The following is a 24,765-nucleotide window of genomic DNA, read 5'->3' as shown; positions in this document are numbered from 1 at the left end:
CAATTTCTATGTCAGTCCCAGCAGCTGCCGGATTTTCATTTTCGCTTCCGGATGTTTAGAGCCGTCACAAATCAAGTCCTTTGGATAGTACAGCTTGTGGTCGGTCCGCCGTTTACCGGAGATGGATTCCACAATAGCCGACTGCCTGGACAGCTCTTTAATTTGGCCGTTTTGCGTCAAGAGATGGATCGGCAGACGCTCCTCTTCCTCTCCCGGCCGGTAAAAATCGTATGGCAGATCTGAAGAAGAATCAACGACCAAATAATAGCTCGGATCGATCCCCGCCTCTTTGAACAATGACGTCAGCTCAAAATAAGCCGACATTTCTTCATTCGGATTGAATTCAACGTATTGGAACAGCTGGCGGTTAATGAATCTGCGGCACAAGTCGGATAAAATCGCGTCTTCTTCATCCTCCCAGGCCTGGAAGTAATACAAAATAATAGATTCATCCAGCTTTACATAATCCTCCAGTGTCAATTTCCCTTCAAAAATAGAATAAAAATGAACCGGAGCGTGAGTGAAGACATAGCCTTCATCATGCAGCTGCTTCGCCCTGTGAAGAATCTTCGTTAAAATGACCTCTGCACTTCTGGTCACAGGATGGAAGTAGACCTGCCAGTACATTTGGTAACGGCTCATGATATAGTCTTCGACAGCGTGCATTCCGCTTTCTTTAATGACGATCTGATCCTCGCGCGGCCGCATCACCCGAAGAATCCGCTCCATATCAAAATGGCCGTAGCTGACGCCCGTATAATAGGCGTCACGCTGCAGGTAATCCATCCGGTCTGCGTCAATTTGACTCGAAATGAGGCTGACCACTTGCTTGTTTTTATATGTTTTGGCAATGACTTCAGCAACATCCTGGGGGAAATCCGGGCTCACCTTTCTGAGCACCTGGTTAACCTCCGTGTCTCCCAAAATGATACCTCTTGTAAAATCTTCGTGGTCAAGGTGAAAGACCTTTTCAAATGAATGCGAGAACGGCCCGTGCCCGAGATCATGAAGCAGCGCCGCGGCCAAACAGAGTTCGCGCTCACTGTCATCCCATTCAGGGCGGCCTTTAAAGACGTCATCAACCATTCTCCTGACAATTTCATAGACACCGAGAGAATGGTTGAACCGGCTGTGCTCAGCCCCATGGAACGTCAAATAGGTCGTGCCGAGCTGCTTAATTCTGCGGAGACGCTGAAATTCACGGGTTCCGATCAAATCCCATATCAGCTTGTCCCGAACATGAACATAGCGGTGCACCGGATCTTTAAACACTTTTTCTTCTGATAATTTTCCATTTGGATACGCCATCGTCATTCCCTCTTTTTTTTAGCCGTGTTTCTATTATATCGACTCTATTCTTTGAAAACATCCTTGAATTTGCCCGGCGATTTGTTCCATCTTCATGAAAAACACATCTTGTGAAGCAAAAAAGCCTGACCTGAGGGCCGAGGCTAAGAAAAAATATGTTTTTACTTTTTTATTTTCTTTTTTACTTTGTCAATCAGCTCATCCTCTGTCGGAGCTGACAGCGGGCGATTGTTCACAAAAGCAAATGATTTTTTCCGTCCGGGCCCGCAATAAGATTGGCATCCTACCTCAACCTTTGCGTCCGGGTCCACTTCTTTCAAACGCGGCAGCAATGTTTTGATATTAGTGGCTTGGCAATCATCACACACTCGAAATTCATTAGCCATGACGTACGCTTCCCTTCATTTCTATGTTCATCTATGTGAATAACCTAAAATCACGTTTCAAAAAAATCACATCACTCTTCATTTTACAAGGATTCGACTGTTCCTGCAAGCCGCTCCATCCTTCGTATCTCCTATTCTTTCAGCCAATTTGTATAAATATTTTCCAACCTGGACATTCTAATACCATGAAAAGAAAAATGGGAGTTGAGATAAATGACAAAACAACGACAAGACGCTTGGTCAGAGGAAAACGATCTGCTTTTAGCCGAAACAGTGCTTCGGCATGTGAGAGAGGGAAGCACTCAATTGAATGCCTTTGAAGAAGTCGGCGATAAATTAAACCGGACATCCGCAGCCTGCGGATTCAGATGGAACGCGGTGGTCCGCCATCAATATGAAAAAGCGCTTCAGCTTGCGAAGAAACAGCGAAAACAGCGGATGAGAGCGCTCGGAAACGGGCAGCCTGCGAAAAAAAGATTATTATACCAGCCTCCTGCCGTTGATCCTGAAATCATTCAAGAAACCGCTGCAGAGGAACCAGTCAAAACGGATGCACCATCTGCCGAAAATGAGCAGCAGCCTTTAATGTCTGGCGAACATATGCCTTTTGTTGATGAAAGCTTTAAGGAAGAGTTAGCTAGTCTATCACACTTATTGTCTCCTCAAACGCCTGCAGCTGCGCCTGAGATGACGATGAATGATGTGATCCGCTTCCTGCAGAATTACGAAGGCAATAACGAGCAATCATCAGCATTAAAAATGGAAAATGAACGTTTAAAGAAAGAAAATCAGGAATTGCAAAGCAAGACGGAGCAGCTTGAGGCAGAAGTTCAAAAGCTTGAAAAAGACCAAAAAACGATCCAAGAAGATTATGAAACCTTGGTGAAAATTATGAACAGAGCCAGAAAGCTAGTTTTATTTGAAGAAGATGAACATGCCTCTCCGTCCTTCAAAATGGACAGGAACGGCAATTTAGAAAAGTTAGCGGAATAACAAAGTGAAATCCCAAAACGGGCAGCGGTTTTGGGATTTTCGCCATGTACAAAATCCCCTTTTCTATTGAGAAAAGAGGATTTCCTCATTTTGCAGCCGGATCAGCTATTCTTGTAAAATGAGGCCAAGCTTATGTGAATCTATTAAGACATGTGAGCTGCCTCGGCCGTTTTATGTTTTCGAGGCGCAGCAGAAATGACCAAAAGCCCCAGCATCATAAGTGCAATGCCAATCCACGAGGAAGGCGAAAGCATTTCTCCTATGAAAAACACGCCAAGCAATGAAGCAGTCAGAGGTTCGGCTAAAGACAGCGTGACCGCCGCCGAGGCCGGAACCCCGGTAAGCCCTTTCGCAAACAAAAAATATGCGGCACATGTTGCAATTAACCCGATGTAAAGGCTCGTTCCCAGTCCTCTAGGGGTCAATATCCACGAGATATCTGACTGCCATAGTAGCGGCGTCAGCAAGATGGCGCTGATCATAAAGACAACGGCGGAAGTCGCTCGCGGAGGCTGGGTTTTCATCATCGCTTTACTGATGAGCGTATAGCCCGCAAAAGAAGCACCTGCTCCAAGCGCCATAAGAACACCACCCACATCAATCCGAACATTGGAACTGTCGGAAAACAGAAGCCAGCAACCCGCTAAAGCCAGCACGGTCGCAATCCACCAGGAGTTTCGCGGGCGTTTCTTCAATACGGACCATTCAAGGCTCCCAGCAATGATAGGCGCACTGCCGATGGCAATCACAGTTCCCACCGCAATTCCCGTTTCTTTAACAGCTGTGAAAAACAGCGGCTGGTAACACGCCATACATACAGCGGCTAAAAATACGAGCGGCCATGACCAATTTTTCACGTGAAGCTCCCGGCTGATCCAAACCGCAAGCAGCATGGCGCTTCCTCCTATTAATAACCTGAACGCTCCAAATGCCAGCGGTGTGGCGCTTTCTGGAGCCAACGCCTGAACGGTTCCCGTGGTTCCCCAGAAAAAAGCCGCAATCAATACAAAAAGGCTGTAAATATTCCCTTTCATCTGCCTCTCCCCTTTAATATGGATGCTGATGTCATTTTATCGTTTTTCTATTTGTCACGGTTATCTGTATGTAAGAAGGATTTATCTGAAAATAAGATCTTTGGGGGTAAAATGCCGCTTGAGATAAAAAATGCATGCCGGCATATACAGCCGGCATGCGAAGAATGTTCACCCAAATACCTTTGCATTCCGTTCAGCCATCCGGACGAGGTTTTTCTCAAATTCCATTTCCTCGTCAATGGACAGGCCCGCTGCGTATAGATGGGTGCTTAACGCTTTTAGTTCTGTCAGTAAAGCGAACATTAAGTCTTGTACGGAGATGTCTGTTTGCAGAAGCTCACTTAAGGACGCCATCGTTTCCGGACGTATTTCCGGATAGACGCCTTTTTTATCATTTTCTTTATCCTTCAGCGCCGCTAGGTAGAATCGTCTGATCAAGTCGGCCCTTTCACTGCCGCTTTTATCCGCGCAGAGATAAATTTGAACAGCGACTCCGCCGCGAACGCGTCTCTGGGAGATGCCGGCGAACTTTTTGCCATTTATGCTGAGATCATAGCTGCCGGGACAATAAGACCCTTCAATTTCATAGGCTTCGATCTTTGCGTTGTACGGTTTCAGCATTCGTCTCATCAGCTCAACCATCGCTTCATATCCTTTGTCTATATCGATGCCTTTCTTTTCGTCCTCGAATATGAGAGAGATATTTAAAACACCTTCATCCAATACGACAGCAAGACCGCCGGAATTGCGTACGATCACACGGTATCCTTCACTCTCCAGCAAGGAAATGCCATCCTGCAAAAACGGAAGACGTGTATCCTGTATTCCAAGGACAATTGTATTGTGATGAACCCATGAACGCGCTGTCGCCGGCGACACGCCTTTTCCGACAGACATGCACAGCGTATCATCCATTGCGAAGGATTGCTTCGCATCAAATAAAGGGCCGAGACTGGATTGGTCAATGACTCTCCATTTCGGCTGCATCAGTAAATCAATCGGTTGGTTTGCCATCTATGTAAAACCCTTTCATGTTAGGCTTATGAACAAAAACTATTATATCATTTCAGTCGCTGCGATTGATAATTGCTTTTCAGCATCGTAATAAAAATTTCTTTGTTTTTGGTATTCTCCATGAGAGGAGAATGGATGTAAGACAGTTTGCGCTTTAACGAGAAATCTTTAATATGCAGAATTGAAATGTCGCGGTGAATCAAATCCTTATGGAGCACGCTTCTGGATAGAACCGAGAGTCCCATGCCGCTGATCACCGCTTCCTTTACACCTTGGTTGCTGCTGATGGTGAACATTGATTTCGGCCGAAGTCCATTTGAACTGAGCACATGATCGAGAAATTCTCTCGTCCCGGAGCCTTTCTCTCTTGTCACCCACGCTTCGTTTTGCAAGTCGCTGATTGAAATATCTCTTCGTCCGGCCAGCGGGTGCTGATTTGGAGCGGCAATGCACATTTCGTCCTCCATGAACGGCTCAATTTCCAGCTCATTCTCGTTTGTATGTCCTTCGATCAGCCCGATATCAGCCTGAAGCATCCGCACACGCTCGCTGACCTCCTCTGTATTGCCAATCATGACATCGAGATTCAGCTCTGGATACAGCTTTTGCAGCTGGGCCAATAGCGGCGGAAGAATATACTCTCCGATTGTAAAGCTTGCAGCGATTTTAAATTCACCCTTCACATAGTGATGATGCGCATAGATTTCAGCCTTGGCTTGTTCGTAGAGAAACACCATTTGCTTTGCTCTTTGATATAAAATGTCTCCTGTCGGCGTTGTCGTAAAGTGTTTTGGCGACCTGTTCAGAAGAGCCGTTTGAAATTCTTTCTCAAGATTTTTGATATGCAGACTGACGCTGGGCTGGGAGATCATCAGCTTTTCCGCCGCTTTTGTGAAGTTTTTTTCTTCTACCACCGCTATAAACGTTTTCAGCACGTCGTAATACAAAAACCCCACCCCTGTCATTAATGAAATATATGGTTATGATTAGTTTTCTTTATTGTACTCATATCATCCGTCTTGGTAAAGAAGGCTATACGGAAGCGCAAAAAAGGCAGCCCTCAGTCGAGAGCTGCCATCGTCTTCATTTTTATTACAGTGCTTGCACCGCTGTAATTAATGCGAGATTGTAAACATCTTCAGCGTTACATCCTCTTGAAAGGTCGTTCACAGGCATATTTAAGCCTTGCAGGATTGGTCCTACCGCTTCAAAGTTGCCCAATCGCTGAGCGATTTTATAGCCGATGTTTCCTGCTTCAAGGCTTGGGAATACGAATACGTTAGCGTCCCCTTTGATCTCGGAATCCGGCGCTTTTTTCTCAGCTACAGATGGAACAAATGCAGCATCAAATTGGAATTCGCCGTCAAGTGTCAGTTCAGGCGCTTTTTCTTTTGCGATTTTCACAGCATCCGCTACTTTTTCTGTTTCATCAGATTTTGCTGAGCCTTTTGTAGAGAAGCTGAGCATTGCCACGCGAGGCTCGATGTCGAACATTTTTGCCGTGTTGGCACTTTCGATCGCAATCTCGGCAAGATCTTGGCTGTCAGGTGCAATGTTGATCGCGCAATCTGCGAATACGTATTGCTCTTCTCCGCGAGCCATGATGAACACGCCGGATGTCTTTTTCACGCCTTCTTTTGTTTTGATGATTTGAAGAGCCGGGCGGACAGTGTCAGCAGTTGAGTGAGCCGCTCCGCTTACGAGTCCGTCTGCAAGGCCTTTATATACCAGCATTGTACCGAAGTAGTTCTCGTCTAATAATGCTTTACGAGCCTGTTCTTCTGTCGCTTTGCCTTTGCGGCGTTCTACGAATGCTTGTACAAGGTCTTCCATGCCTTCATATGTATGAGGATCATAAATCTTAACGCCGTCCAGCGTAAGATTCAATTCTTTTGCTTTTGCTTGGATCTCATTTTCATTGCCGATCACAATCGGATTCAGCACTTTGTTTCCTGCAAGCTTGCTGACCGCTTCTAAAATACGCTCGTCTAAGCCTTCAGGAAATACAATTTTAACGTCTTTTCCAGCTACCTTTTCTTGCACTGTTGAAAATAAATCTGCCACAATAAAACCTCCTCAAAAAGTTACAAAAACGCTTTCTTTTACTAGCATACTCTTCTTCCAATCAAATTCAAACAGCCAACTTTCATTATAGCGCTTTCATAAAAAAATCTTATTTTTCTAACTAATTTAAGTGACTCACTCTTCCCTTATAGGTTCTTCTATTTTGATGGAGTTATACGGAAGGGATGTTCAAGGTTTCTCCACAGTAGAATCGGATAAACTATGGTATAGTGAAGGCAATCATGAAAAGATAATAGGAGTGAAGATAAATGAGTGAACAGCAAATGACGAATGAAGCGGCAAAAACGCTTGACGGCTGGTATGCGCTTCATGATTTCCGCACAATGGACTGGACATCCTGGAAGCTGCTGTCCAGTGATGAGCGCCAATCTATCATACACGAATTCACCGGGTTGCTTGAAAAATGGGGCGTAGCTCAAAAAGAAGGAAAAGGATCGCAAACCCTTTACAGCATCGTCGGCCAAAAAGCTGATTTTATGCTGATGATCCTTCGTCCTACAATGGAAGAATTAAATCAAATCGAGCTTGAATTCAACAAATCAAGACTTGCTGAGTTCACCATTCCGGCATACTCCTACGTATCAGTGGTAGAGCTTAGCAACTACTTGGCAAGCGGTGACGGTGATCCTTACGAAAATCCGCATGTGCGCGCGCGCCTTTACCCTGAACTGCCGGAGTCTAAATATGTATGCTTCTATCCAATGGATAAAAGAAGATCCGGCAATGACAACTGGTACATGCTTTCTATGGAAGAACGCAGAAACTTGATGAGAAGCCATGGCTTAATCGGCCGCAGCTATGCGGGGAAAGTCAAACAGATCATCACTGGCTCTGTCGGTTTTGACGACTACGAGTGGGGCGTTACATTATTCAGCGATGATGTCCTTCAATTCAAGAAGCTTGTGTATGAAATGCGTTTTGACGAAGTCAGCGCCCGTTATGGCGAATTCGGTTCATTCTTTGTCGGCAATCACCTTTCGCTTGATACACTTCCTCAATTCCTATATGTATAATATCCCCTCCCGCCCTATTCGGCGGGAGTTTTTCAACCCATCTTTATCAGAATTTAAATAAAATTTGCTATTTTCCCCGTTTTTTCTTACGATGTAGGTAATAATCCAATTTTTTCAAAGGGGTGCAGTGATTTGTCAAAACGAACCGCATTTGTTATGGGAGCCAGTCAAGGGATCGGGAAAGCAATCGCTCTGAAATTAGCAGACCAGCATTTTTCCCTCGTCATTAATTCACGAAATTTGGATAATATTGAATCTGTCAAAGAAGATATTTTGGGCAAGCATCCTGAGGCGAGCGTCATTGTCCTTGCGGGGGATATGTCTGACCAGCATACGAGAGCGGGCATTTTTCAGGAAATCGATTCTCAATGCGGACGGCTTGATGTTCTGATTAATAATATACCGGGCGGCGCGCCTGACACATTTGATAACTGCAATATAGAGGATATGACAGCCACTTTCACACAAAAGACCGTTGCCTATATTGACGCTATCAAGCGTGCTTCCTCACTGATGAAACAAAATGAGTTTGGCAGAATCATCAACATCGTCGGAAATCTGTGGAAAGAACCCGGGGCCAACATGTTCACAAACAGTATGATGAATGCCGCTTTAATTAACGCCAGTAAAAACATTTCCATCCAGCTTGCTCCTCACAACATTACAGTCAACTGCCTGAACCCTGGTTTTATCGCTACGGACCGTTATCATCAATTTGTGGAAAATGTGATGAAAAAAAACAGCATATCCAAACAGGAAGCAGTGGAACAGATCGCTTCCGGGATTCCGATGAAACGGGTCGGATCAGCCGAAGAAACCGCAGCGCTCGCCGCGTTTCTTGCCTCTGAGGAAGCCTCCTACATCACAGGACAGCAAATTTCCGCTGATGGCGGCAGCATGAAAAGCATATAAAAAACATCCCGCTTTTTAGCGGGATGTTTCTTGTAATGACCCGAACGGCAGGTTCAGTTTTTGAATCCGCATAACAAATTCCCGCAGATCCTCCTGCTTCGACACCATTGAGATTCTGACATGCCTTTTTCCGTTGCTTCCGAAAATTTCGCCCGGTGTGACTACGACATGGGCATGCTCCAGCAAGTAATCGGAAAATTGGTGAGATGTCTCAAACGTATTCGGAATTTCAGCCCATATGTAAAAGGTTCCTTTTGGCTTCTCCATCTTCCAGCCCAATTCCTTTTCGCAAAGCGCCGTAAAAAAGTCAATTCGTTCTTTATAAATTCGTTTCAGCGATTCCGTTTGCTCCGGATCTCCGGAAAGCGCCGCACTCGCCGCCTGCTGCAGCCCGCCGAACATGCCGACAAATACATGATCCTGAAATTCATTGACGGCCTGAATGATCTTTTCATTCCCAACCGCAAACGCCATTCTCCAGCCTGCCATATTAAATGTTTTTGAAAATGAATAAAGCTCTGCTCCGACAGCCTTGGCATCCTCTGCCTCAAGAAAGCTGGCCGGTTTTTGATCGAATTCAAACGCCCCGTATGCAAAGTCATGAATCAAATGGATATGATGCTCTTTCGCAAAAGCAGCCGCTTTTGCATAAAAAGCCGCATCGGCCACAGCTCCAGTGGGGTTGTTCGGATAGTTTAAAAACATAAGCTTCGCTTTTTCCAGCACGGCTGGATCAATCTTTTCAAAATCCGGCAAATAGCCATTTTCTTCATACAGCGGCATTTCGTAAAGCTCAGCTCGCGCCATCGTAATCCCTGATAAATATTCAGGGTAGCCTGGATTCGGGACTAAAGCGATGTCTCCCGGATTGAGCAGGCATTGTGTCAGCACATACAAACCGGCTTTCCCGCCTCCGAAAAGGGTGACCTCCGTTTCAGGATTGATTGTCACGCCGTATTCTCTTTTATAGAAAGCAGCGATTGCTTCCTTCAAAAAAGGATAACCTCTGAATGGGCCGTATCCATGAAACGAAGGATTCAGAGATGCCTCCCGCAAAGCCTCGACGATATGCGGCGGAGTGGGAAGGTCAGGGTTTCCTTGTCCGAGATTAATGATGTGGGCCCCCGTTTTTTCCAATTCCTTTACCTTTTGAAAAACGAGAGAAAACTCCTGCCTTGGAAGTGTCTTGATGACATCGGACGGTGTTATTTCCATCTAAAAGACTCCTTTTTGCTCCGTTTTGTTATCCCGTTCCAAAAACGATTTGTTAACAAGCTTCGTATGCAGAAACAATCCGCATACAATCACAACAATCAGCCCCATAATGACCGGAGCGCTGAAGACGTTGATTAACATTGAACCAACAGAAATGCATAATCCGATAGACGCTTCGGCTACTGAAAAAATGCGCCCTTGAATCTGGTTTGCCGCATTCTCCTGAACCTTCACCTTTGCAAGCACTTCCCCGTATTCCATCGCGATGAAAAAGAGGATCGCCGCGATGATAGAAACAGCGAATATCGGCGTGAATAAAAACAGCGCCAGCGAAACAATCGATAAAACGGTAAAGTACGTCAGGCCTCTATTGTTGTTAAAGCCCCATTTGCTGACAAGCGCCGCCCCGATAAAGCCGCCGAAGCCGATGCAGAATGTGAGGATAAAGTTGCCGATTTCCCCATCACCAAGAAAGCGGCTGACAATCGGAAAATAGCTGTACACAATTCCCCACAGCACAGCCATTGTAATCATCGTAAACATGGCGTTTAATACGAATGCATTGCTTTTGATTTCCTTGAGTCCTTCTTTAAAAGACTGAAAGGCCTCTTTGATGTTTTCAGATTGAATCGGCACAAATTGCAGTTTGATACGGCTGATAAAAAATGCCGAAATCAGGTATGTCACACCGTTAAAGGCCACAGCCAGCTCCACAGATCCGCCTAACAGAAAGAGCCCTCCGGCAGCCGCCCCGACGATAATGGAGATGGTTGTCGCTTTTGCAAATAACGTGTTGATGCTTTTAATATCTGATTCCAAGGACGACATGACGGCAAGACGGGCCGGATTAAAAAACACGCCGCTTCCATAAGAAATAAACAGCAGAGCCAGAAAAATGAGCGGATATTCGCCTTTTGGAAGAAATGTGAGCCCCAAAAAAATGATGCCTCTGATAATATCCGTCCACAGCATGATCTTAATTCTGTCTAACCGGTCGACCAGAACCCCCAAAAACGGCTGGAACACCATCGGAATGCTTCTGACCACGATGACCCCGGACGTCACCCAATAATCGTGATAATATGTAGACAAAATGAGCAGGGCAGGGAGAACACAATAGTCTCCCATGAAAGATAGCGCCTGCCCGTAAAGCAAGTATTTAGAGTTGGGTTTCAGCTGTTTCATACTGGCAGCACATACTTTGCCGTCAGCTTCGCATGCTGCTGAATTTGTCTGATTGATTCAGCGACATCCTGTGAATTGCTGCCTTTCAGTTCGAATGCAGCGATGGAGTTGAAAGCTTCGAACAGTGTCAAATCAACTGAAGTGCCTGGCGCTGCGGCCGAAAAAGAAACGATTTCAGTATCCCCTTTTAAAAGCCCGTCAGGCAGATCGATCGCTTCAATGACCAAATCCTCAGCGGTTTCAGGAATCTGGCCATTTTGTTTGAAATGCTGCGGGTACAAATGGCAGTCGGCGACATAGTAAGGCTCTTGATCCAATAATCCGTCAGGCAGATCGGCCTCTTTTCCGAAACAAAGGACATCTAATAATAATTGCGCCATATCAAGGCCGAAAACCTTTTTAATATTAGGGATCATATTCCAGCCGGCGAATCTGGCTGCCGATTCAATTAAACCCGGTTCTCTGTTTTTCATTAGCTTGATCTCTGTATGTGTTGCGCAATTTTGCAGGCCAAGACCTTCATTTGCCTTTTTGGCGGCTTCGACAATTTTCTTTTTCGCCTCTTCATCCAGAATGGACGGCGTAATGTGGGATGTTTCTGTAAATCCGATTTGCGGCGTTTTGTCATGAATGGCGATCGGGAAATACTCACCGTCGGCCATGATGCCTTCGATGCTGATATAGTCGGAGTACCCTTCTGTTTGATACCAGTCTCCATACTCACCCTGTAAAAATTCTTCAGCGATAAACGGCGCTTCAAACGTAACCGCCTTTGGCACGTTAATCGACTTCAGATAGTCATTGACTCTGTTAAATTCTGCTTCTGCCGTCTCAGTATCCGTAATCAGCGTGACGCCGATTGAACTCGCTAAGTATGTAGGCTTTAAAATAAGAGGTGTGCCGATCTCTTCAAGTGCGGCACGGAAATCCTCAAGAGTTGTAACACGTTTGTTTTTGATTGATTTGACGCCAGCCTTATTAAAAGCGTCTCTCATTTTATTTTTATCTCTGGCATTTTCGGCAGCCTGCACGCCGGCACCTCTCAGACCCAGACGTTCACAGGCTTTCGCCATCGGGGCAATGAATAATTCATTGTTTGTTGTGATGGCATCCACCCCAAACATTTCGGCAACCTTGACGATTTGCTCGACAACCTCTTCTTCAGGCTTGTCATGGTCCTCATGCGCCCAGTAAATAGAATCAGGATGCTCAAAATCAGCTAAACTCTTAAAATAGTCTTTATCTTTTATGACCGCGACCGAGTATTTTTCAATCAATGCTGCGTGGGAGGCTGTAATTGCAAAAGGCCTTGGAATAAAGCTGACCAGGTTATATTTTTCAGCAGCGCTTTTATAAAACATGTGCGGCGGGCAGCCTCCAAGATCAGCAATGACCAATACTGTTTTTCTCTCCATATGTAAACACTCCTTCTCTATTGTGCGGTGTATCCTCCGTCTGCGGTGATGGCGCTTCCGGTCATATAGCTTGATAAGTCCGAGGCTAAAAACAGCATCACATTTGCGATTTCTTCGGGTTTCCCCAGCCTCAGCAGCGGATTTACCTTTGCCTTTTCTTTTTTGATCTCTTCAAGTGTGCCTTCATTATTTTCAAGGAATGATTTTTCATTCAGCGGTGTGTCGATAATCCCCGGGCATACGCAGTTCACGCGAATTTGATGCTTCGCATAATCAATGGCCATTGATTTAGTCAGCTGCAAAACGCCGCCTTTGCTGGCATTATAGGCAGGAATATCAGGCCATGCCACGAGTCCGCCGACTGAGCATGTATTAATGATGTTGCCCTTGCCGGCAGCCAGCATATGCTTAAGTGCGTGTTTGCTCATTAAAAACGTGCCGGTCAAATTGACTTGCAGCACCTTGTTCCAGTCGCTGAGCTCCATCTCGTGAATGGGCGCCACGATTTCGATGCCTGCATTATTAATCAATACATCCAGCCCGCCAAATGTATCGACCGCCGATTCAACAGCGTGCTGACAGGCAGCTTCGTCTGTAATGTCCGTTTGCACAAAGTGCAGCCTGTCATTATTTTCTTTCCGTACCATTGCTTCTCCCTGCTTCTCGTCAATATCCGCCACAACCACATTGGCCTGCTGGTTCAAAAAAGCCTGAACCGCCGAATAACCAATCCCTGATGCGCCTCCTGTTATGAGGACGGTTTTATCGGTGAGGTTCATGATTATTCATCCGCCTTCATTTTTTTTGCCTTTGCCCTGTTATAGCGCGGCGGGAAGAAGATATTAATCGATTTTGATTCTTTTTCTGAACGGTTGATGGCACCATGATCTTCACGAGGCTCACAGAAATAAGCTGTGCCGAATTCCATCCCGACTGTGCAGCCTTCGACCGTCATGTCATAGCCGCCGCCGATGCAGATGCCGATTTGTTCATTGCGATGTTTATGGAAAGGCATTTCTCCGCCGTTTCCAGGGATTTTGGCAAGCATAATCTCTACCCAATCCTCAACAAAGAACGTGACTTCCATGCCCGGCAGCAGGTCTCTTGTTTTGAAAATATCCAAAAAATAGTCCTCAGGACTTGTATAGGTTTCATCAGCTTTCAGCCGCTTGATATCAATAGCAATCACTTCTTGGTCTGTGTCGTTTCTTGCCCCGTGAGGCACATGCGGCGGCGCGATATAGGCAGATTCCAAGGCTGTCATTTTTCTTGTCACATCTCCGACAGTCATCATCAGCTCGCCGGAAACGACCATGCCGATTTGAACCTCCTTATGCTGATGGGGTTCAACATTGGTATGCGGCGGAACGTAAGACATTAATACTTCAGTATCTCCTCGTACGGTTGAATACTGTCTCACTCCGTTTTCCCATTCAATTAATTTCGGAGTCGGGAAATAAAGCTCCTGCATATCTTCTTTAGTTTTCATCATCAACGTCTCCTTTTCCAAATAATGACCAGCTCATTGGAATGCTTTTGAATGTTTTTACAAAGGTTAGCCCGTACTTTTGCCTTGCAAGCTCATTGGTTAAGGCAATATCATACAAGCCTTCTTTTACTTTTCTTGCAGCTTGGCTGGTCGAATTGACCAGTTTGAAACGTACATCTTTGCGGGTAAAATACTTGATTAGATTAATAGGTGATGGATGTGAAACAACAACAGATGTATCAAGCATATCGTCTCTGAATTCAAAATCAGGACGAACAGCCAGGCCGTACATCGGTGTATCGCACCTGAAGATCTGCAATAGCTGCAAATCCGGCCTCATGTAGAAATGCTTAATGCCGTCATAAGCGTGTGGGACGATGGTATATTCCAGCGGGCTTTGAAGTGTCCTTTCAATGCATGATTCAAAAGTATCATGCAAGGACAATTTACTGTTCAGCCCTTGTAGAAGAGTAAAATTGGAAATGAAATGCTTTGCTGCGTACTCACTGCTTGTCCCCTCAGGGCCGAGCGTGTTGACTGTAATGAGTTTGGATAGTGAATCAGTTCTTTTTTTTGTCTGAATGCTATTATCCAATATAATCATGAGCACCAACCAATCTTTTAAAATTTTAAGTAAATTTTATCCAGCGGAAATTGAACTGTCAATGTTTTTTGAAAATATTGATAATTATTCCCATACAAACAAAAAAACCCTTTAAAAAGGGTTTTTAATTATAGGAATTTAGAAACTTTGTTTATTGGGATAAGGACTGATCGGCCTTCTGCTCATGCTTGCCGTATTTTTTATATGCGAATACACTGAGTACAAATCCGAGCACTGTGATGGCGGCGCAAATCCATCCGACGGCTGCATAGCCGTATGCCACATAGACAGGTCCCATCAAAGCAGATCCTAATGTCACGGCCAGATTCGAGGCGAGACTGTAAAACACCATGATTTTTCCGCGATGACGCTCTGAGCAATCACTCAAAATGGTGCTGAGCAGCGTCACCGTCAAGCTTTGCATTAATCCCCATATAAATAGGCTGACAATTAACAGAAACATTGACGCCGGCGCATATGGTAAACATGCCAGCAGAACGCTGATGACCCCCAGCGCAATCAAAAGGGAGCGCATTTTTCCGATGCGGTCGGCCACCTTTCCTGTAATGACACTCATGGAAAACCCGATTCCGTAAATCATGATAAATAAGCCCGCAGCTGTGTTTCCTCCGGTAAAAACGTCCTGAAGATAGGTGCCTAAAAAGGAATACATACCGTAAAATCCAATCATATTACAAAAGGTTATCGTGATATAAACAGGTACACGCGGGACTTTCAGCGCATCCCGGAATGTTCCTGCCGGCTCTTCTTTTTCTTCCTCGCCGCTTGTTTGATGCTGGGCATGACGGCGCATTTCAAGGAGAATCAGCAGGACGACGAAAACGCCCATCAAGGCGAAAATCCAAAATGTCCATCTCCAATGCAGGACTCCGCCGATAAATGATCCGAGCGGCACTCCAAAAATCAGCGCCAGCGACCAGCTTGAAACGATCAGCCCCATCACTTTGCCCCGGTATGTATAAGGAACACGATCACCGACAACGGCGTAAGCGGTCGGCACAAACGCTCCGGCAGCCAATCCCGAAAGCGCCCGGCCTAAAAAGAAGAAAAAGATATTTTGACTCAAAGCGCATATCACTGTTCCTATGATAAAGATCATAAGCCCGGCCAATAAACTCAGTTCTCTGGAGTATTTATCGCCTAATGGAACCAAAAGCGGCGCACCGATAAAAATCATAATGCCGTAAATACTGATAGATAATGCAAGGACACTGACATCTGAGCTGAAGGCTTTTGCTAAATCCGGCAGCAGCGGTGAGATCACAAGCTCTTCTGATCCGGCCGCAAATACCCCCATCGTTAAAGCCAGTGCTAACAATAGCGGAAAATGATGTTTTGTTTTGATGTCATTGTTTTGATTGCTGTTCATTCTTTCTCAAACACCTCTTCCATAATCTTCTTATCATAAAGTTGTATTATAGTTTAGCATTGTTTTTTCATCATTTACAATTCGAACGAAACCTTTACATTTTTAATTATTTTCATTTAAATCCCAATACGGATTTCCTTGTTTCATTTTGAAAATCAACTGATTTTAACATACCAAAAAGCTCTCCGGTCTCCCGGAGAGCTTTTCCTATTGCGCCTCTGCCTGTTCTTTTTCTGCCGGTTCATGTTTGATACGCTTTTTGATGCTCAGATGATAGTACGTATAGCAGAAAATAATGATCGGCACGCCGCAGTACAAGCCGATCCTTTGATCCGGAATGAAAATAAGGCTGATCAACACGCATCCGTATAAACAAAATCCGAGAATCGGGACTAGCGGATAAAGCGGCGTTCTGAACTCCAGATCATTCACGTTTCCGCCTTCAGCGAGGAAACGTCTGCGAAAGAAAAATTGCGACGCACAAATGGACATCCACGCAACAACTGTCACCATGCCCGAAATTGAGATACACCATAAATACACTGTTTCTGCGGCCATGACACTTGTCAGCAGCGAGCAGCCGGAAATGCCGAGGGTAATCAGCAGGGCATTCATCGGCACGCCTTTTTTTGTCAGTCTGGTGAGAAAGGAGGGGCCCATTTGATTTGATGAAAGTGACCACATCATGCGCGACGCCGCATACAAACCCGAATTGGCAACAGATAAAATCGCCGTTAAGATGACAAAGTTCATGATATCTGCCGAAAATGGGATGCCGATTTGATCGAGCACCGCTACAAACGGGCTTTCAATAACGCCCGCCGTTTTGTACGGAAGAATGGCAACCAAGACGAACATTGCCAGCACAAAGAAAAACAGCGTGCGCCAAATGACATTCCGAATGGACTTTGGCAGTGTTTTTTCCGGACTTTCACTTTCCCCTGCCGCAATGCCGACAAGCTCCGTGCCCTGAAAGGAGAAATTCACCATGACCAGCGTAAACATAACGGCCAGCACCCCATTAGGGAAAAGTCCCCTGTCAGTCATAAAGTTAGACAAAAAGGGTGTTTCGTGTCCGCCTTTAAAGTCAATCAAGCCAAACACAGCGGCTCCGCCAATCACGATAAATAAGATGATCGCCGCCACTTTGATGCTTGAAAACCAAAATTCCATTTCTGCAAAGCTTCTGACAGACAGCGCATTAATCAAAAAGATGACAATCCCAAACACGAGACACCATATCCAAATCGGAACGGAGGGCAGCCACCTTTGCATCAAAATGCCTGCTGACGTCAGCTCCAAACCTACTGTATTCGCCCAGCTGAACCAATACAGCCAGCCGATCATAAAGCCTGTTGACGGTCCCAGAAATTTAGTGGCGTAGGCCTGAAACGATCCGGCCACCGGCATGGCAACAGCCAATTCTCCTAAACAAAGCATGACGAGATACATTAAAAATCCGCCGATGATATACGCAGCAATGGCGCCGAGCGGTCCCGCCTGGCTAATGGTAAAGCCGGAGCCTAGAAACAGCCCTGTGCCAATCACCCCTCCCAAAGCAATCATAAACAAATGCCTGCTTTTCATGCTGCGCTGCAATTCATTTTTATGATTCTGCATCATCCTTCCTCCTTTGATTCTTTTGCCGTGATGGTCATCCGGTAGCTTTGCAAAAGATGGACGGTGGTTTGTTGTATGAGGAAAGGCAATACATGAAATGTGTATGGTTTATAGACTCGTTCCGTCCATTTATGGCCGTCTTTTCCATACACGCCCATATTAATGGATGGAATATTCAGCTTGCGTATGTCTTTAAACGGAATGGTTCCAATCATATTCCACCCAGGGAAGTTTCTGATAAAAGAATCAATTTCGTCATCGGTTTCATGCAGCGATAAGAAACTGCCGTCTGCCAAGTAGGGGAAAAACTTTTTGAAGACAAATGTTTCGCCTGTCGATGCAGCGGTTTTGTCAGCCGCTTCTTTAATCACATGCTGCAAAAGCTGATCTCTTGTGCTATCTTCTTTCAAATAGTTATGCGGCAGGTAAGGAGGTGCGTAAAATAGAATGACTTTTGCGCCTTGATCGGGGTCAAGCTTTTGAAGCTCTTCGATTGCCTGAAAGCATCTCATACGAAGTTCAAGGTGCTCGTTGGCTTTGAATGTCTGCTCAATACACTGTTCGGGATCAATTCCCCGGTTTCTCAGCTTTTCTAAGTATTGCTCCAGACTATACACTTGGATGCCCCATGATAAATGTTTCTTTGGCAGGTTGGCTCTTTTTACATATTCTTCATAATAGTCTGATAATTTTTGTTCTGTTTCCCGGCATGCTTCCTCAGTGACTTCAATAAGCAAATCCATCATTTCTTTTGCTGTTCTTTCATAAATAAAACAATTGAAATACAAGCTTGTGCTGACAGCCGTTTGCACATTATAGGATTCCTTGTTATCACGCTGATACAAACAGGATGGGGGCAGAACCAACTCTCCTTCAACCTTTTCTGCCAGATGAATGTTATTGTGGAGACGGCTTGTGATTTCAGCTGAAATGAAATTCGGGTCAATCCCTGCCAGTGTATCGCCAACATGGACTTCACGGCCGTAAATGTAAAAGCAAGGCAGTAGTTTTCCCGCGGCTCCAGTATAGATATATCTTGTCTGATCACCATCGTAAAGCGGGGTAATAAAATCCGTATTAATGGCAGCCAGATAGTGAAGCTGTTTTTCTTTTTTTAGCCGGTTCAGCTCTGAAATGCTGGCGAGCACGCCCGAATGCTGGCTCTCCTCATCGGGATTTGCCATAAACAATACATTTCCCGGCAATGTTTCAAGGTTCTCCGAAAAATGCAGGAGATTGGCTAAATGTACGGCGATGCCGCTCTGCATATCGACAGATCCTCTTCCGAACATCCAATCGCCTGATTTGGCATCCCGCTGAACATCCTGATCGAACTCATAGCGGCTGAAATACTCCGCCAATTCCTCACAATCAAAAGCGATATCCTTTAAAGGGCCGAAATCTTCAATTCCGACTGTATCAAGATGGGCATGGTAAATGACTGTATTTCGGCTTTCTCCACATCCTTCAATAAACGCAAAAATATTTTTGCGATTGTATGGGTCATTGGGAATGGCCTGTTCCCACACATGACTGGGGTGTTTCTGAAAATAAGGATAGCTCGTGATCACTTCTTTGATAAAATCCGCTTTTGTCCCTTCTCCAACGGTGCCGTTCACACTGCTGAGGCTGACCAGAGATGCAGTCAGCGCCTCCACTCTTTCAGCCGGATTCATGTGACTGATTTTTGTATACTGCATAAATTGTCCTCCTGATCAAAAAGTTGAAATCGTGCGATTCGCTCAAGAATCGCACGATTTGATTTCTCTCAAATCAAAAAGCTTCAGACGTTGTTTTGGCTTGCATATGAAGAATTAAGTAATCGGGACCGCCTGCTTTTGAATCTGTTCCGGACATATTAAAACCGCCGAACGGCTGATAGCCGACAATTGCTCCGGTGCAGCCTCTGTTGAAGTATAGGTTTCCGACATGGAAATCCTCGCGCGCCCGTTCAATGTGCGCACGGTTTTTCGTCAGAAGCGCGCCTGTTAATCCGTATTCCGTGTTATTGGCAATCTCCAGCATATGATCGAAATCACGCGCTTTGCAAATCGCAACAACCGGGCCGAAAATTTCTTCCTGCATTAAGCGCGCGTTTTCATCAACATCTGCAAAGATCGTCGGCTGAATAAAGTAGCCTTTTGAATCATCGCCTTCTCCGCCGGCCAATAGCTTGCCTTCAGATTTGCCGATTTCAATGTATTTCATCACTTTGTTGTAGGATGCTTCATGAATCACGGGTCCCATATACGTATCAGGATCTTCTGGATTGCCGACAGTCAGCGTTTTGGTCAGCGCCACAGCTTTTTCCACCACTTCATCATAGACATCCTGATGGATAACCGCGCGGGAGCCCGCAGAACACTTCTGTCCTGAATACCCAAATGCTGAGTACACGATAGAGGATGCAGCAAGGTCAAGATCAGCGTCCTTGTCGACAAGCACTGTGTCTTTTCCGCCCATCTCAGCAATTACCCGTTTGAGCCATTTTTGGCCCGGCTGCACTTTGGCGGCTCGCTCATAAATCCGGCAGCCGACTGCACGGGAACCTGTAAATGAGACAAATCGTGTCTTCGGATGCTCAACTAAGAAATCACCGATCTCCGCTCCATCTCCCGGAATGTAATTCAGAACACCGTTTGGCAGGCCCGCTTCCTCCATGACCTCGACAAATTTTGCTGCCACTACCGGTGCTGCGTCAGCCGGTTTTAAGAGAATCGTATTTCCTGTCACAATCGCTGCCGCCGCTGTTCCCGCCATAATTGCAAGCGGGAAGTTAAATGGTGAAATGACGATGCCGACGCCAAGCGCTTCGTAATGATATTGATTGAACTCGCCAGCACGGCTCTTCACCGGAGCCCCTTCCTTAAGGTTTAACATTTGGCGCGCGTAGAACTCTAAAAAGTCTATCGCTTCAGCCGTGTCCGCATCCGCTTCCTTCCACGGTTTTCCCGCTTCCTTCACAAGATAGCTTGAAAATTCATGCTTTCTTCTGCGCAAAATAGCCGCTGCCTTAAAGAGAATATTCGCGCGGTGCTCCGGTCTTTGTTTTTTCCAGGATTCAAATGCCTGCAATGCGGCTTGCATCGCTTTTTCAGCAAGCTCTTGATCCGCTGTAGACGCGTACCCAATCACCTCTTCTTTGTTAGCCGGGTTAATAGAAATGATTTTGCGGTCCGTTTCAATTTTTTCTCCATTGATAACAAGCGGATAATGCTTGCCAAGCTGAGTGTTTACAAAGGCCAATGACTCCCCAAATGCTGTTTTATTCATTGCTTCCGTAAAATCTGTAAATGGTTCGTGCGCGTATGTGACTGTCATATGTAGTCCCCCTCGTGTTATGAAAATATATCTTCGCATATGAATAAAAATGCAAGAATCATGCCATTTTCTTGTCTTTTGCTGAAAAAGCTTGTTGAATCGAACAGAAATTTGTCTAACAGGTGATCACCTTTCTCTTTTTCCGAGCTTGAAAGCAAATTATTTTTGCGGTTTTTGCCCTTCCTACAAAGAAAAACGCAAAATTATTTTGCATTGGCTTCAAATCCGAAAATTACACCCATCCGCGGAAACGCGATGCTTCTGCCGATTTTCTGATGCCCGTCATGTAAGCCGCCAAGCGCATATCCACTTTATGCGTTGCCGCTGTCTGATAAATCGTTTCGAACGAGCTGACCATGACGCTTCTCAATTTTTCTGCAACCTCTTCTTCCGACCAATAATATCCTTGGTTATTCTGCACCCATTCAAAATAAGAAACCGTGACGCCGCCGGCACTCGCCAGGATATCCGGCACAAGCAGCACGCCTCTTTCATTCAGGATCTTAGTGGCGTCAATGGTTGTCGGTCCATTCGCTGCTTCGACGACGATTGATGCCTGAATGTTATGTGCGTTTTTGGCTGTGATTTGATTGGAGATCGCGGCAGGCACTAAAATATCGCATTCCTTTTCAAGCAGCTCCTCATTTGTGATGACGTCAGTAAATAAGTTGGTGACCATGCCGAAGCTGTCCCGTTTATCGAGCAAATAAGGGATATCAAGGCCGTCCGGGTTGTAGAGCCCGCCATGGGCATCAGAAATCCCGATCACCTTCGCGCCCGCGTCGTGCATGAATTTGGCTAGGAAGCTACCCGCGTTTCCAAAGCCCTGTATGATGATGCGTGCGTTTTGCAGCTTGATCCCTTTTTTCTTCACCGCCTCTTCAATACAAATCGTGACGCCCTGTGCCGTCGCCGTTTCCCGTCCTTGCGATCCGCCTAAAACGAGCGGCTTGCCTGTAATAAAGCCCGGAGAATCGAATTCTCGCAGCCGGCTGTACTCATCCATCATCCACGCCATAATCTGCGAATTGGTGTATACATCTGGAGCTGGAATATCCTTTGTCGGACCGACGATCTGGCTGATAGCACGGACATACCCCCTGCTCAGCCTTTCCAGTTCTCCAAATGACATTGTCCGCGGATCACAAATGATACCGCCCTTCCCGCCGCCGTAAGGAAGATTGGCAATCCCGCATTTGAGCGTCATCCAAATGGATAATGCCTTTACTTCCTCTTCATTGACTTCTGGATGGAAGCGAACGCCCCCCTTTGTCGGACCGACAGCATCATTGTGCTGTGACCGGTAGCCTGTGAACACTTTGACGCTCCCATTGTCCATTTTGACCGGAATGCGGACAGTGAGCATTCTCTGCGGCTCTTTCATGAGTTCATACATATCGCCCGGATACCCCAGCTTCCGAATGGCCTCCTTAATGATCGTTTGGGTAGACAGAAATAAGTTAAGAGCTTCTTTTTCTTCATCTTTTGAGACTTGCTTTGCTGACATCTTTTTCACCTCATTGTTTTTTTGGCCGGCTGTAATGTAAGCGCTTTAAAAAATCAGCCCGCCAATTCCTTTCTTCATTGGATTCACCATATGATCATGCAAGATCCGTACCAGCTTTTGAATCCACAAAAAAAGAGACTGAAAACATCTCAGTCTCTGACTACAAATCTATCGATTAACGGGGATCAATCACCAGCTGCGTTTCAGCATAAAAACTGCCGATTCCCAAACCGTTTACTACATCGCCTTTAATCGTGTAAGTGCCTGCGCGCGGAAGAGTTTTGCGCACCATGACGAGGTCAAATTCGGATGCGCCTAACAAATCAAGCGTAAGCGGGAGTCTGACTGTTTTTCCATCGTTTAAAATCTGTGTTTCTTTCAGTGTTCTTCCATTTACTGAATCTCTTGTCGTAGCATGAAACCCGTCAGGAAATTGAAATACTACCGCTCCAAGAGAAAGCACCGCATTTGGTTTATATGTCACTTCAATATCAGAAGTGGTCCACTCTTTTGTGCTGTTGATCGTTTTTGCCTCGATTGATGCAGACTGTGCATGAGCTTGGCCTGAAGGAAGCAAGATTGATAGTAAGACAGCTGAACTGATCAATAATGAAGATACGAATGAAGTTCTTTTTAACATGACATTTCCTCCTCAAATCACTGTTGAAATTGGCCAGAGCGTCCTCTGCAGAAAAAGCGTTTTTTTGCAATTCGCGAATTACCAGTTCTTTTTCTTAAAAATTAATCTATCATCATTTTCTATGGAAGTAAATGCTTTTTCAGGAATATTAACACTTGGAATCACTTGTGAATTCCTTCCTGTTTATACAAGGTTCAAATGGAGGATTTCTCACTCTTTTTCTAGTAACTTCTACCTTCCTATTTCTATCTTTTCACCTATTTTAAAAAAGGACAAAAAAAGTCGAAGATGCCTCTGCTCTTCGATTGATCACGTTCCTATTTTTATCTGAATTCAGTGTTCCAGTTAAAACCGATCGTCTCATCATTCCACGGAATTCTTTTTTCATCAGGCTGATCCGGATTATATGACATGGTGGTAAAATAGATAATTGTCAGCGGCGTTTCTCCCAGCACTCTGTATCCGTGGGCCACCCCTTTTGGGATTAATAACAGCATCGGGTTGTCTTCGCCCATATAATAGACGTCCGTTTCTCCTTTTGTCTTTGAGTCGTCTCGAAGATCGTAGAGGACAACCTGAGCGTGACCGGTTGGGAAGAACCAGAGATCATCCTGCTTCTCATGATAATGAAATGCCTTAATCACACCCGGATAGCTTTTCGACCAAGAGGCCTGCCCGAAATGCTCAAGAAGATTCTCATCATCCCGGACCAGCTCAGCAAAAAAGCCTCTGTCATCGCTATGCTTCGTCAATTTTTTCACCTTGACTCCATCAATCATGCACACTGCTCCTTTCCTGCAAATACTCCCGTAACGCTTCCCGCCAGTGGCGGGGGCGGATGCCGGCTTCTTCAATAGCCCGATGGCTCAGCACAGAGTATGCCGGGCGGGGCGTTTGGTTCCCATATTCCTCTGTTGTGACAGGCAAAATGACTGTGGCCAGCCCGCTTTCTTCCATAATCGCCTTCGCAAACTCATACCAGCTGCATATGCCTGAATTGCTGACATGATAGATGCCCGGCGGATGGCTGAACAGCTTGATGACCGCTTCTGCTAAATCCTTCGTATAAGTCGGCGAACCTATTTGATCGCTGACAACCCGCAGCTCTTGTTTCGTTTCAGCAAGCTTCAGCATGGTATGAACGAAATTGCTGCCGCCATGTCCGTACACCCATGATGTTCTGATGATCGTGCTGTCTTTTGTTGCCAAACGAATCAGTTCTTCTCCGAGCTTTTTGCTTTTGCCATAGATGGTGCTTGGATCAAGGGGATCGTTTTCCTTGTAAGGCTGGTTTCCTTTCCCATCGAATACATAGTCCGTGCTGATATGAACATATTGAGCGCCGATGCGGGTTGCCTCTAGCGCAGTATAATAAGCGCCGATTCCGTTGATCAAGTACGCTTTATCAAGCTCTTTCTCACATTGATCAACCGACGTAAAAGCGGCGGTATTGACCACAATATCCGGCTGATAATGGCCAAACGAATGCCGTACTGAGCGCTGGTCAGCAATGTTCATCATCTTCTTTGTTAACGCAATGACCTCGTATCCGGCTTGCTTCAGCTGGCGGCACAGTTCCAGTCCAAGCTGTCCTCCCGCCCCAGTCACCAATACCTTTGTCAATCAGATCACCT

At 45.6% G+C, this 24,765-nt stretch carries 23 protein-coding genes; 3 read left to right on the top strand and 20 right to left on the bottom strand.

Annotated features, from left to right (window positions below):
- Positions 1-6: 6 nt before the first annotated feature.
- Positions 7-1,308: an HD domain-containing protein gene (locus NZD81_RS13210; RefSeq protein ID WP_014665786.1), complete on the bottom strand. Its 1,302-nt coding sequence runs from the start codon at positions 1,306-1,308 to the stop codon at positions 7-9.
- A gap of 161 nt (positions 1,309-1,469) precedes the next feature.
- A complete protein-coding gene (locus tag NZD81_RS13205; RefSeq protein WP_003222050.1) occupies positions 1,470-1,694 on the bottom strand; it encodes a YuzB family protein in 225 nt (74 codons plus the stop codon).
- A gap of 213 nt (positions 1,695-1,907) precedes the next feature.
- On the opposite strand from NZD81_RS13205, the gene rsfA reads away from it, so the two are divergent.
- Positions 1,908-2,687, top strand: a complete 780-nt coding sequence (gene rsfA, locus NZD81_RS13200; protein WP_014665787.1) for a prespore-specific transcription regulator RsfA — start codon at positions 1,908-1,910, stop codon at positions 2,685-2,687.
- 143 nt (positions 2,688-2,830) lie between these two features.
- Here rsfA and NZD81_RS13195 read toward each other — a convergent pair whose 3' ends face one another.
- The 4 genes from NZD81_RS13195 to pta all read right to left on the bottom strand — a co-directional run bounded on the left by NZD81_RS13195 (position 2,831) and on the right by pta (position 6,799).
- A complete protein-coding gene (locus tag NZD81_RS13195) occupies positions 2,831-3,721 on the bottom strand; it encodes a carboxylate/amino acid/amine transporter (protein WP_136653893.1) in 891 nt (296 codons plus the stop codon).
- 168 nt (positions 3,722-3,889) lie between these two features.
- Positions 3,890-4,735 (bottom strand): octanoyl-[GcvH]:protein N-octanoyltransferase, encoded by an 846-nt coding sequence (gene ywfL / locus NZD81_RS13190; RefSeq protein ID WP_014665791.1) that lies wholly within the window; start codon positions 4,733-4,735, stop codon positions 3,890-3,892.
- Positions 4,736-4,782: 47 nt separating this feature from the next.
- Entirely contained in the window at positions 4,783-5,682 is a 900-nt protein-coding gene (gene cysL, locus NZD81_RS13185) for a cysJI operon transcriptional regulator CysL (protein ID WP_289860752.1), read from the bottom strand.
- Between the two features lie 145 nt (positions 5,683-5,827).
- Positions 5,828-6,799, bottom strand: a complete 972-nt coding sequence (pta, locus tag NZD81_RS13180) for a phosphate acetyltransferase (RefSeq protein WP_014665793.1) — start codon at positions 6,797-6,799, stop codon at positions 5,828-5,830.
- 269 nt (positions 6,800-7,068) lie between these two features.
- Between pta and hemQ the strand changes: the two genes are divergently transcribed.
- Together hemQ and bacG are read left to right on the top strand one after the other, a co-directional pair.
- Entirely contained in the window at positions 7,069-7,833 is a 765-nt protein-coding gene (hemQ, locus tag NZD81_RS13175) for a hydrogen peroxide-dependent heme synthase (protein WP_003227507.1), read from the top strand.
- A 132-nt stretch (positions 7,834-7,965) separates the two neighbouring features.
- Complete coding sequence (gene bacG, locus NZD81_RS13170) at positions 7,966-8,745, top strand: NADPH-dependent reductase BacG (protein ID WP_014665795.1); 780 nt, start codon at positions 7,966-7,968, stop codon at positions 8,743-8,745.
- Between the two features lie 15 nt (positions 8,746-8,760).
- Here bacG and bacF read toward each other — a convergent pair whose 3' ends face one another.
- The 14 genes from bacF to rfbD form a co-directional block, all read right to left on the bottom strand.
- Positions 8,761-9,960, bottom strand: a complete 1,200-nt coding sequence (gene bacF, locus NZD81_RS13165; RefSeq protein ID WP_040081506.1) for a transaminase BacF — start codon at positions 9,958-9,960, stop codon at positions 8,761-8,763.
- On the bottom strand, positions 9,961-11,145 hold the full coding sequence (gene bacE, locus NZD81_RS13160; protein ID WP_040081505.1) for a bacilysin exporter BacE: 1,185 nt from the start codon (positions 11,143-11,145) through the stop codon (positions 9,961-9,963).
- Entirely contained in the window at positions 11,142-12,560 is a 1,419-nt protein-coding gene (gene bacD, locus NZD81_RS13155) for an alanine--anticapsin ligase (RefSeq protein WP_040081504.1), read from the bottom strand. Before bacD ends, bacE begins: the two co-directional genes overlap by 4 nt.
- A 17-nt stretch (positions 12,561-12,577) precedes the next feature.
- Positions 12,578-13,339 carry a dihydroanticapsin 7-dehydrogenase gene (bacC, locus tag NZD81_RS13150; RefSeq protein ID WP_282373774.1) on the bottom strand — a complete coding sequence of 254 codons (762 nt, stop codon included), beginning with the start codon at positions 13,337-13,339 and terminating at the stop codon, positions 12,578-12,580.
- A 2-nt stretch (positions 13,340-13,341) separates the two neighbouring features.
- Entirely contained in the window at positions 13,342-14,049 is a 708-nt protein-coding gene (gene bacB / locus NZD81_RS13145) for a 3-((4R)-4-hydroxycyclohexa-1,5-dien-1-yl)-2-oxopropanoate isomerase (protein ID WP_014665800.1), read from the bottom strand.
- Positions 14,039-14,653 (bottom strand): prephenate decarboxylase, encoded by a 615-nt coding sequence (gene bacA / locus NZD81_RS13140; RefSeq protein WP_040081502.1) that lies wholly within the window; start codon positions 14,651-14,653, stop codon positions 14,039-14,041. Before bacA ends, bacB begins: the two co-directional genes overlap by 11 nt.
- A gap of 151 nt (positions 14,654-14,804) precedes the next feature.
- Positions 14,805-16,043: an MFS transporter gene (locus NZD81_RS13135; RefSeq protein ID WP_014665803.1), complete on the bottom strand. Its 1,239-nt coding sequence runs from the start codon at positions 16,041-16,043 to the stop codon at positions 14,805-14,807.
- 207 nt (positions 16,044-16,250) lie between these two features.
- Positions 16,251-17,663, bottom strand: a complete 1,413-nt coding sequence (locus NZD81_RS13130) for an amino acid permease (RefSeq protein WP_041521444.1) — start codon at positions 17,661-17,663, stop codon at positions 16,251-16,253.
- A complete protein-coding gene (locus NZD81_RS13125) occupies positions 17,663-19,363 on the bottom strand; it encodes a M20 family metallopeptidase (protein ID WP_282373775.1) in 1,701 nt (566 codons plus the stop codon). The genes NZD81_RS13130 and NZD81_RS13125 overlap by 1 nt, the downstream gene beginning before the upstream one ends.
- 73 nt (positions 19,364-19,436) lie before the next feature.
- Positions 19,437-20,984 carry an L-glutamate gamma-semialdehyde dehydrogenase gene (gene pruA / locus NZD81_RS13120; RefSeq protein ID WP_069150532.1) on the bottom strand — a complete coding sequence of 516 codons (1,548 nt, stop codon included), beginning with the start codon at positions 20,982-20,984 and terminating at the stop codon, positions 19,437-19,439.
- A gap of 232 nt (positions 20,985-21,216) precedes the next feature.
- On the bottom strand, positions 21,217-22,491 hold the full coding sequence (gene rocG / locus NZD81_RS13115) for a glutamate dehydrogenase (protein ID WP_014665807.1): 1,275 nt from the start codon (positions 22,489-22,491) through the stop codon (positions 21,217-21,219).
- 175 nt (positions 22,492-22,666) lie between these two features.
- Positions 22,667-23,131: a biofilm surface layer hydrophobin BslB gene (gene bslB, locus NZD81_RS13110; RefSeq protein WP_040081494.1), complete on the bottom strand. Its 465-nt coding sequence runs from the start codon at positions 23,129-23,131 to the stop codon at positions 22,667-22,669.
- Between the two features lie 323 nt (positions 23,132-23,454).
- On the bottom strand, positions 23,455-23,910 hold the full coding sequence (locus NZD81_RS13105) for a dTDP-4-dehydrorhamnose 3,5-epimerase family protein (RefSeq protein ID WP_014665810.1): 456 nt from the start codon (positions 23,908-23,910) through the stop codon (positions 23,455-23,457).
- Positions 23,903-24,754, bottom strand: a complete 852-nt coding sequence (rfbD, locus tag NZD81_RS13100; RefSeq protein WP_282373776.1) for a dTDP-4-dehydrorhamnose reductase — start codon at positions 24,752-24,754, stop codon at positions 23,903-23,905. Before rfbD ends, NZD81_RS13105 begins: the two co-directional genes overlap by 8 nt.
- Between the last annotated feature and the right edge of the window lie 11 nt (positions 24,755-24,765).

Source organism: Bacillus sp. B.PNR1 (assembly GCF_030386235.1).
GTDB classification, from domain to species: Bacteria; Bacillota; Bacilli; order Bacillales; family Bacillaceae; genus Bacillus; species Bacillus stercoris.
This window is presented reverse-complemented; position numbering and strand designations above follow the sequence as displayed.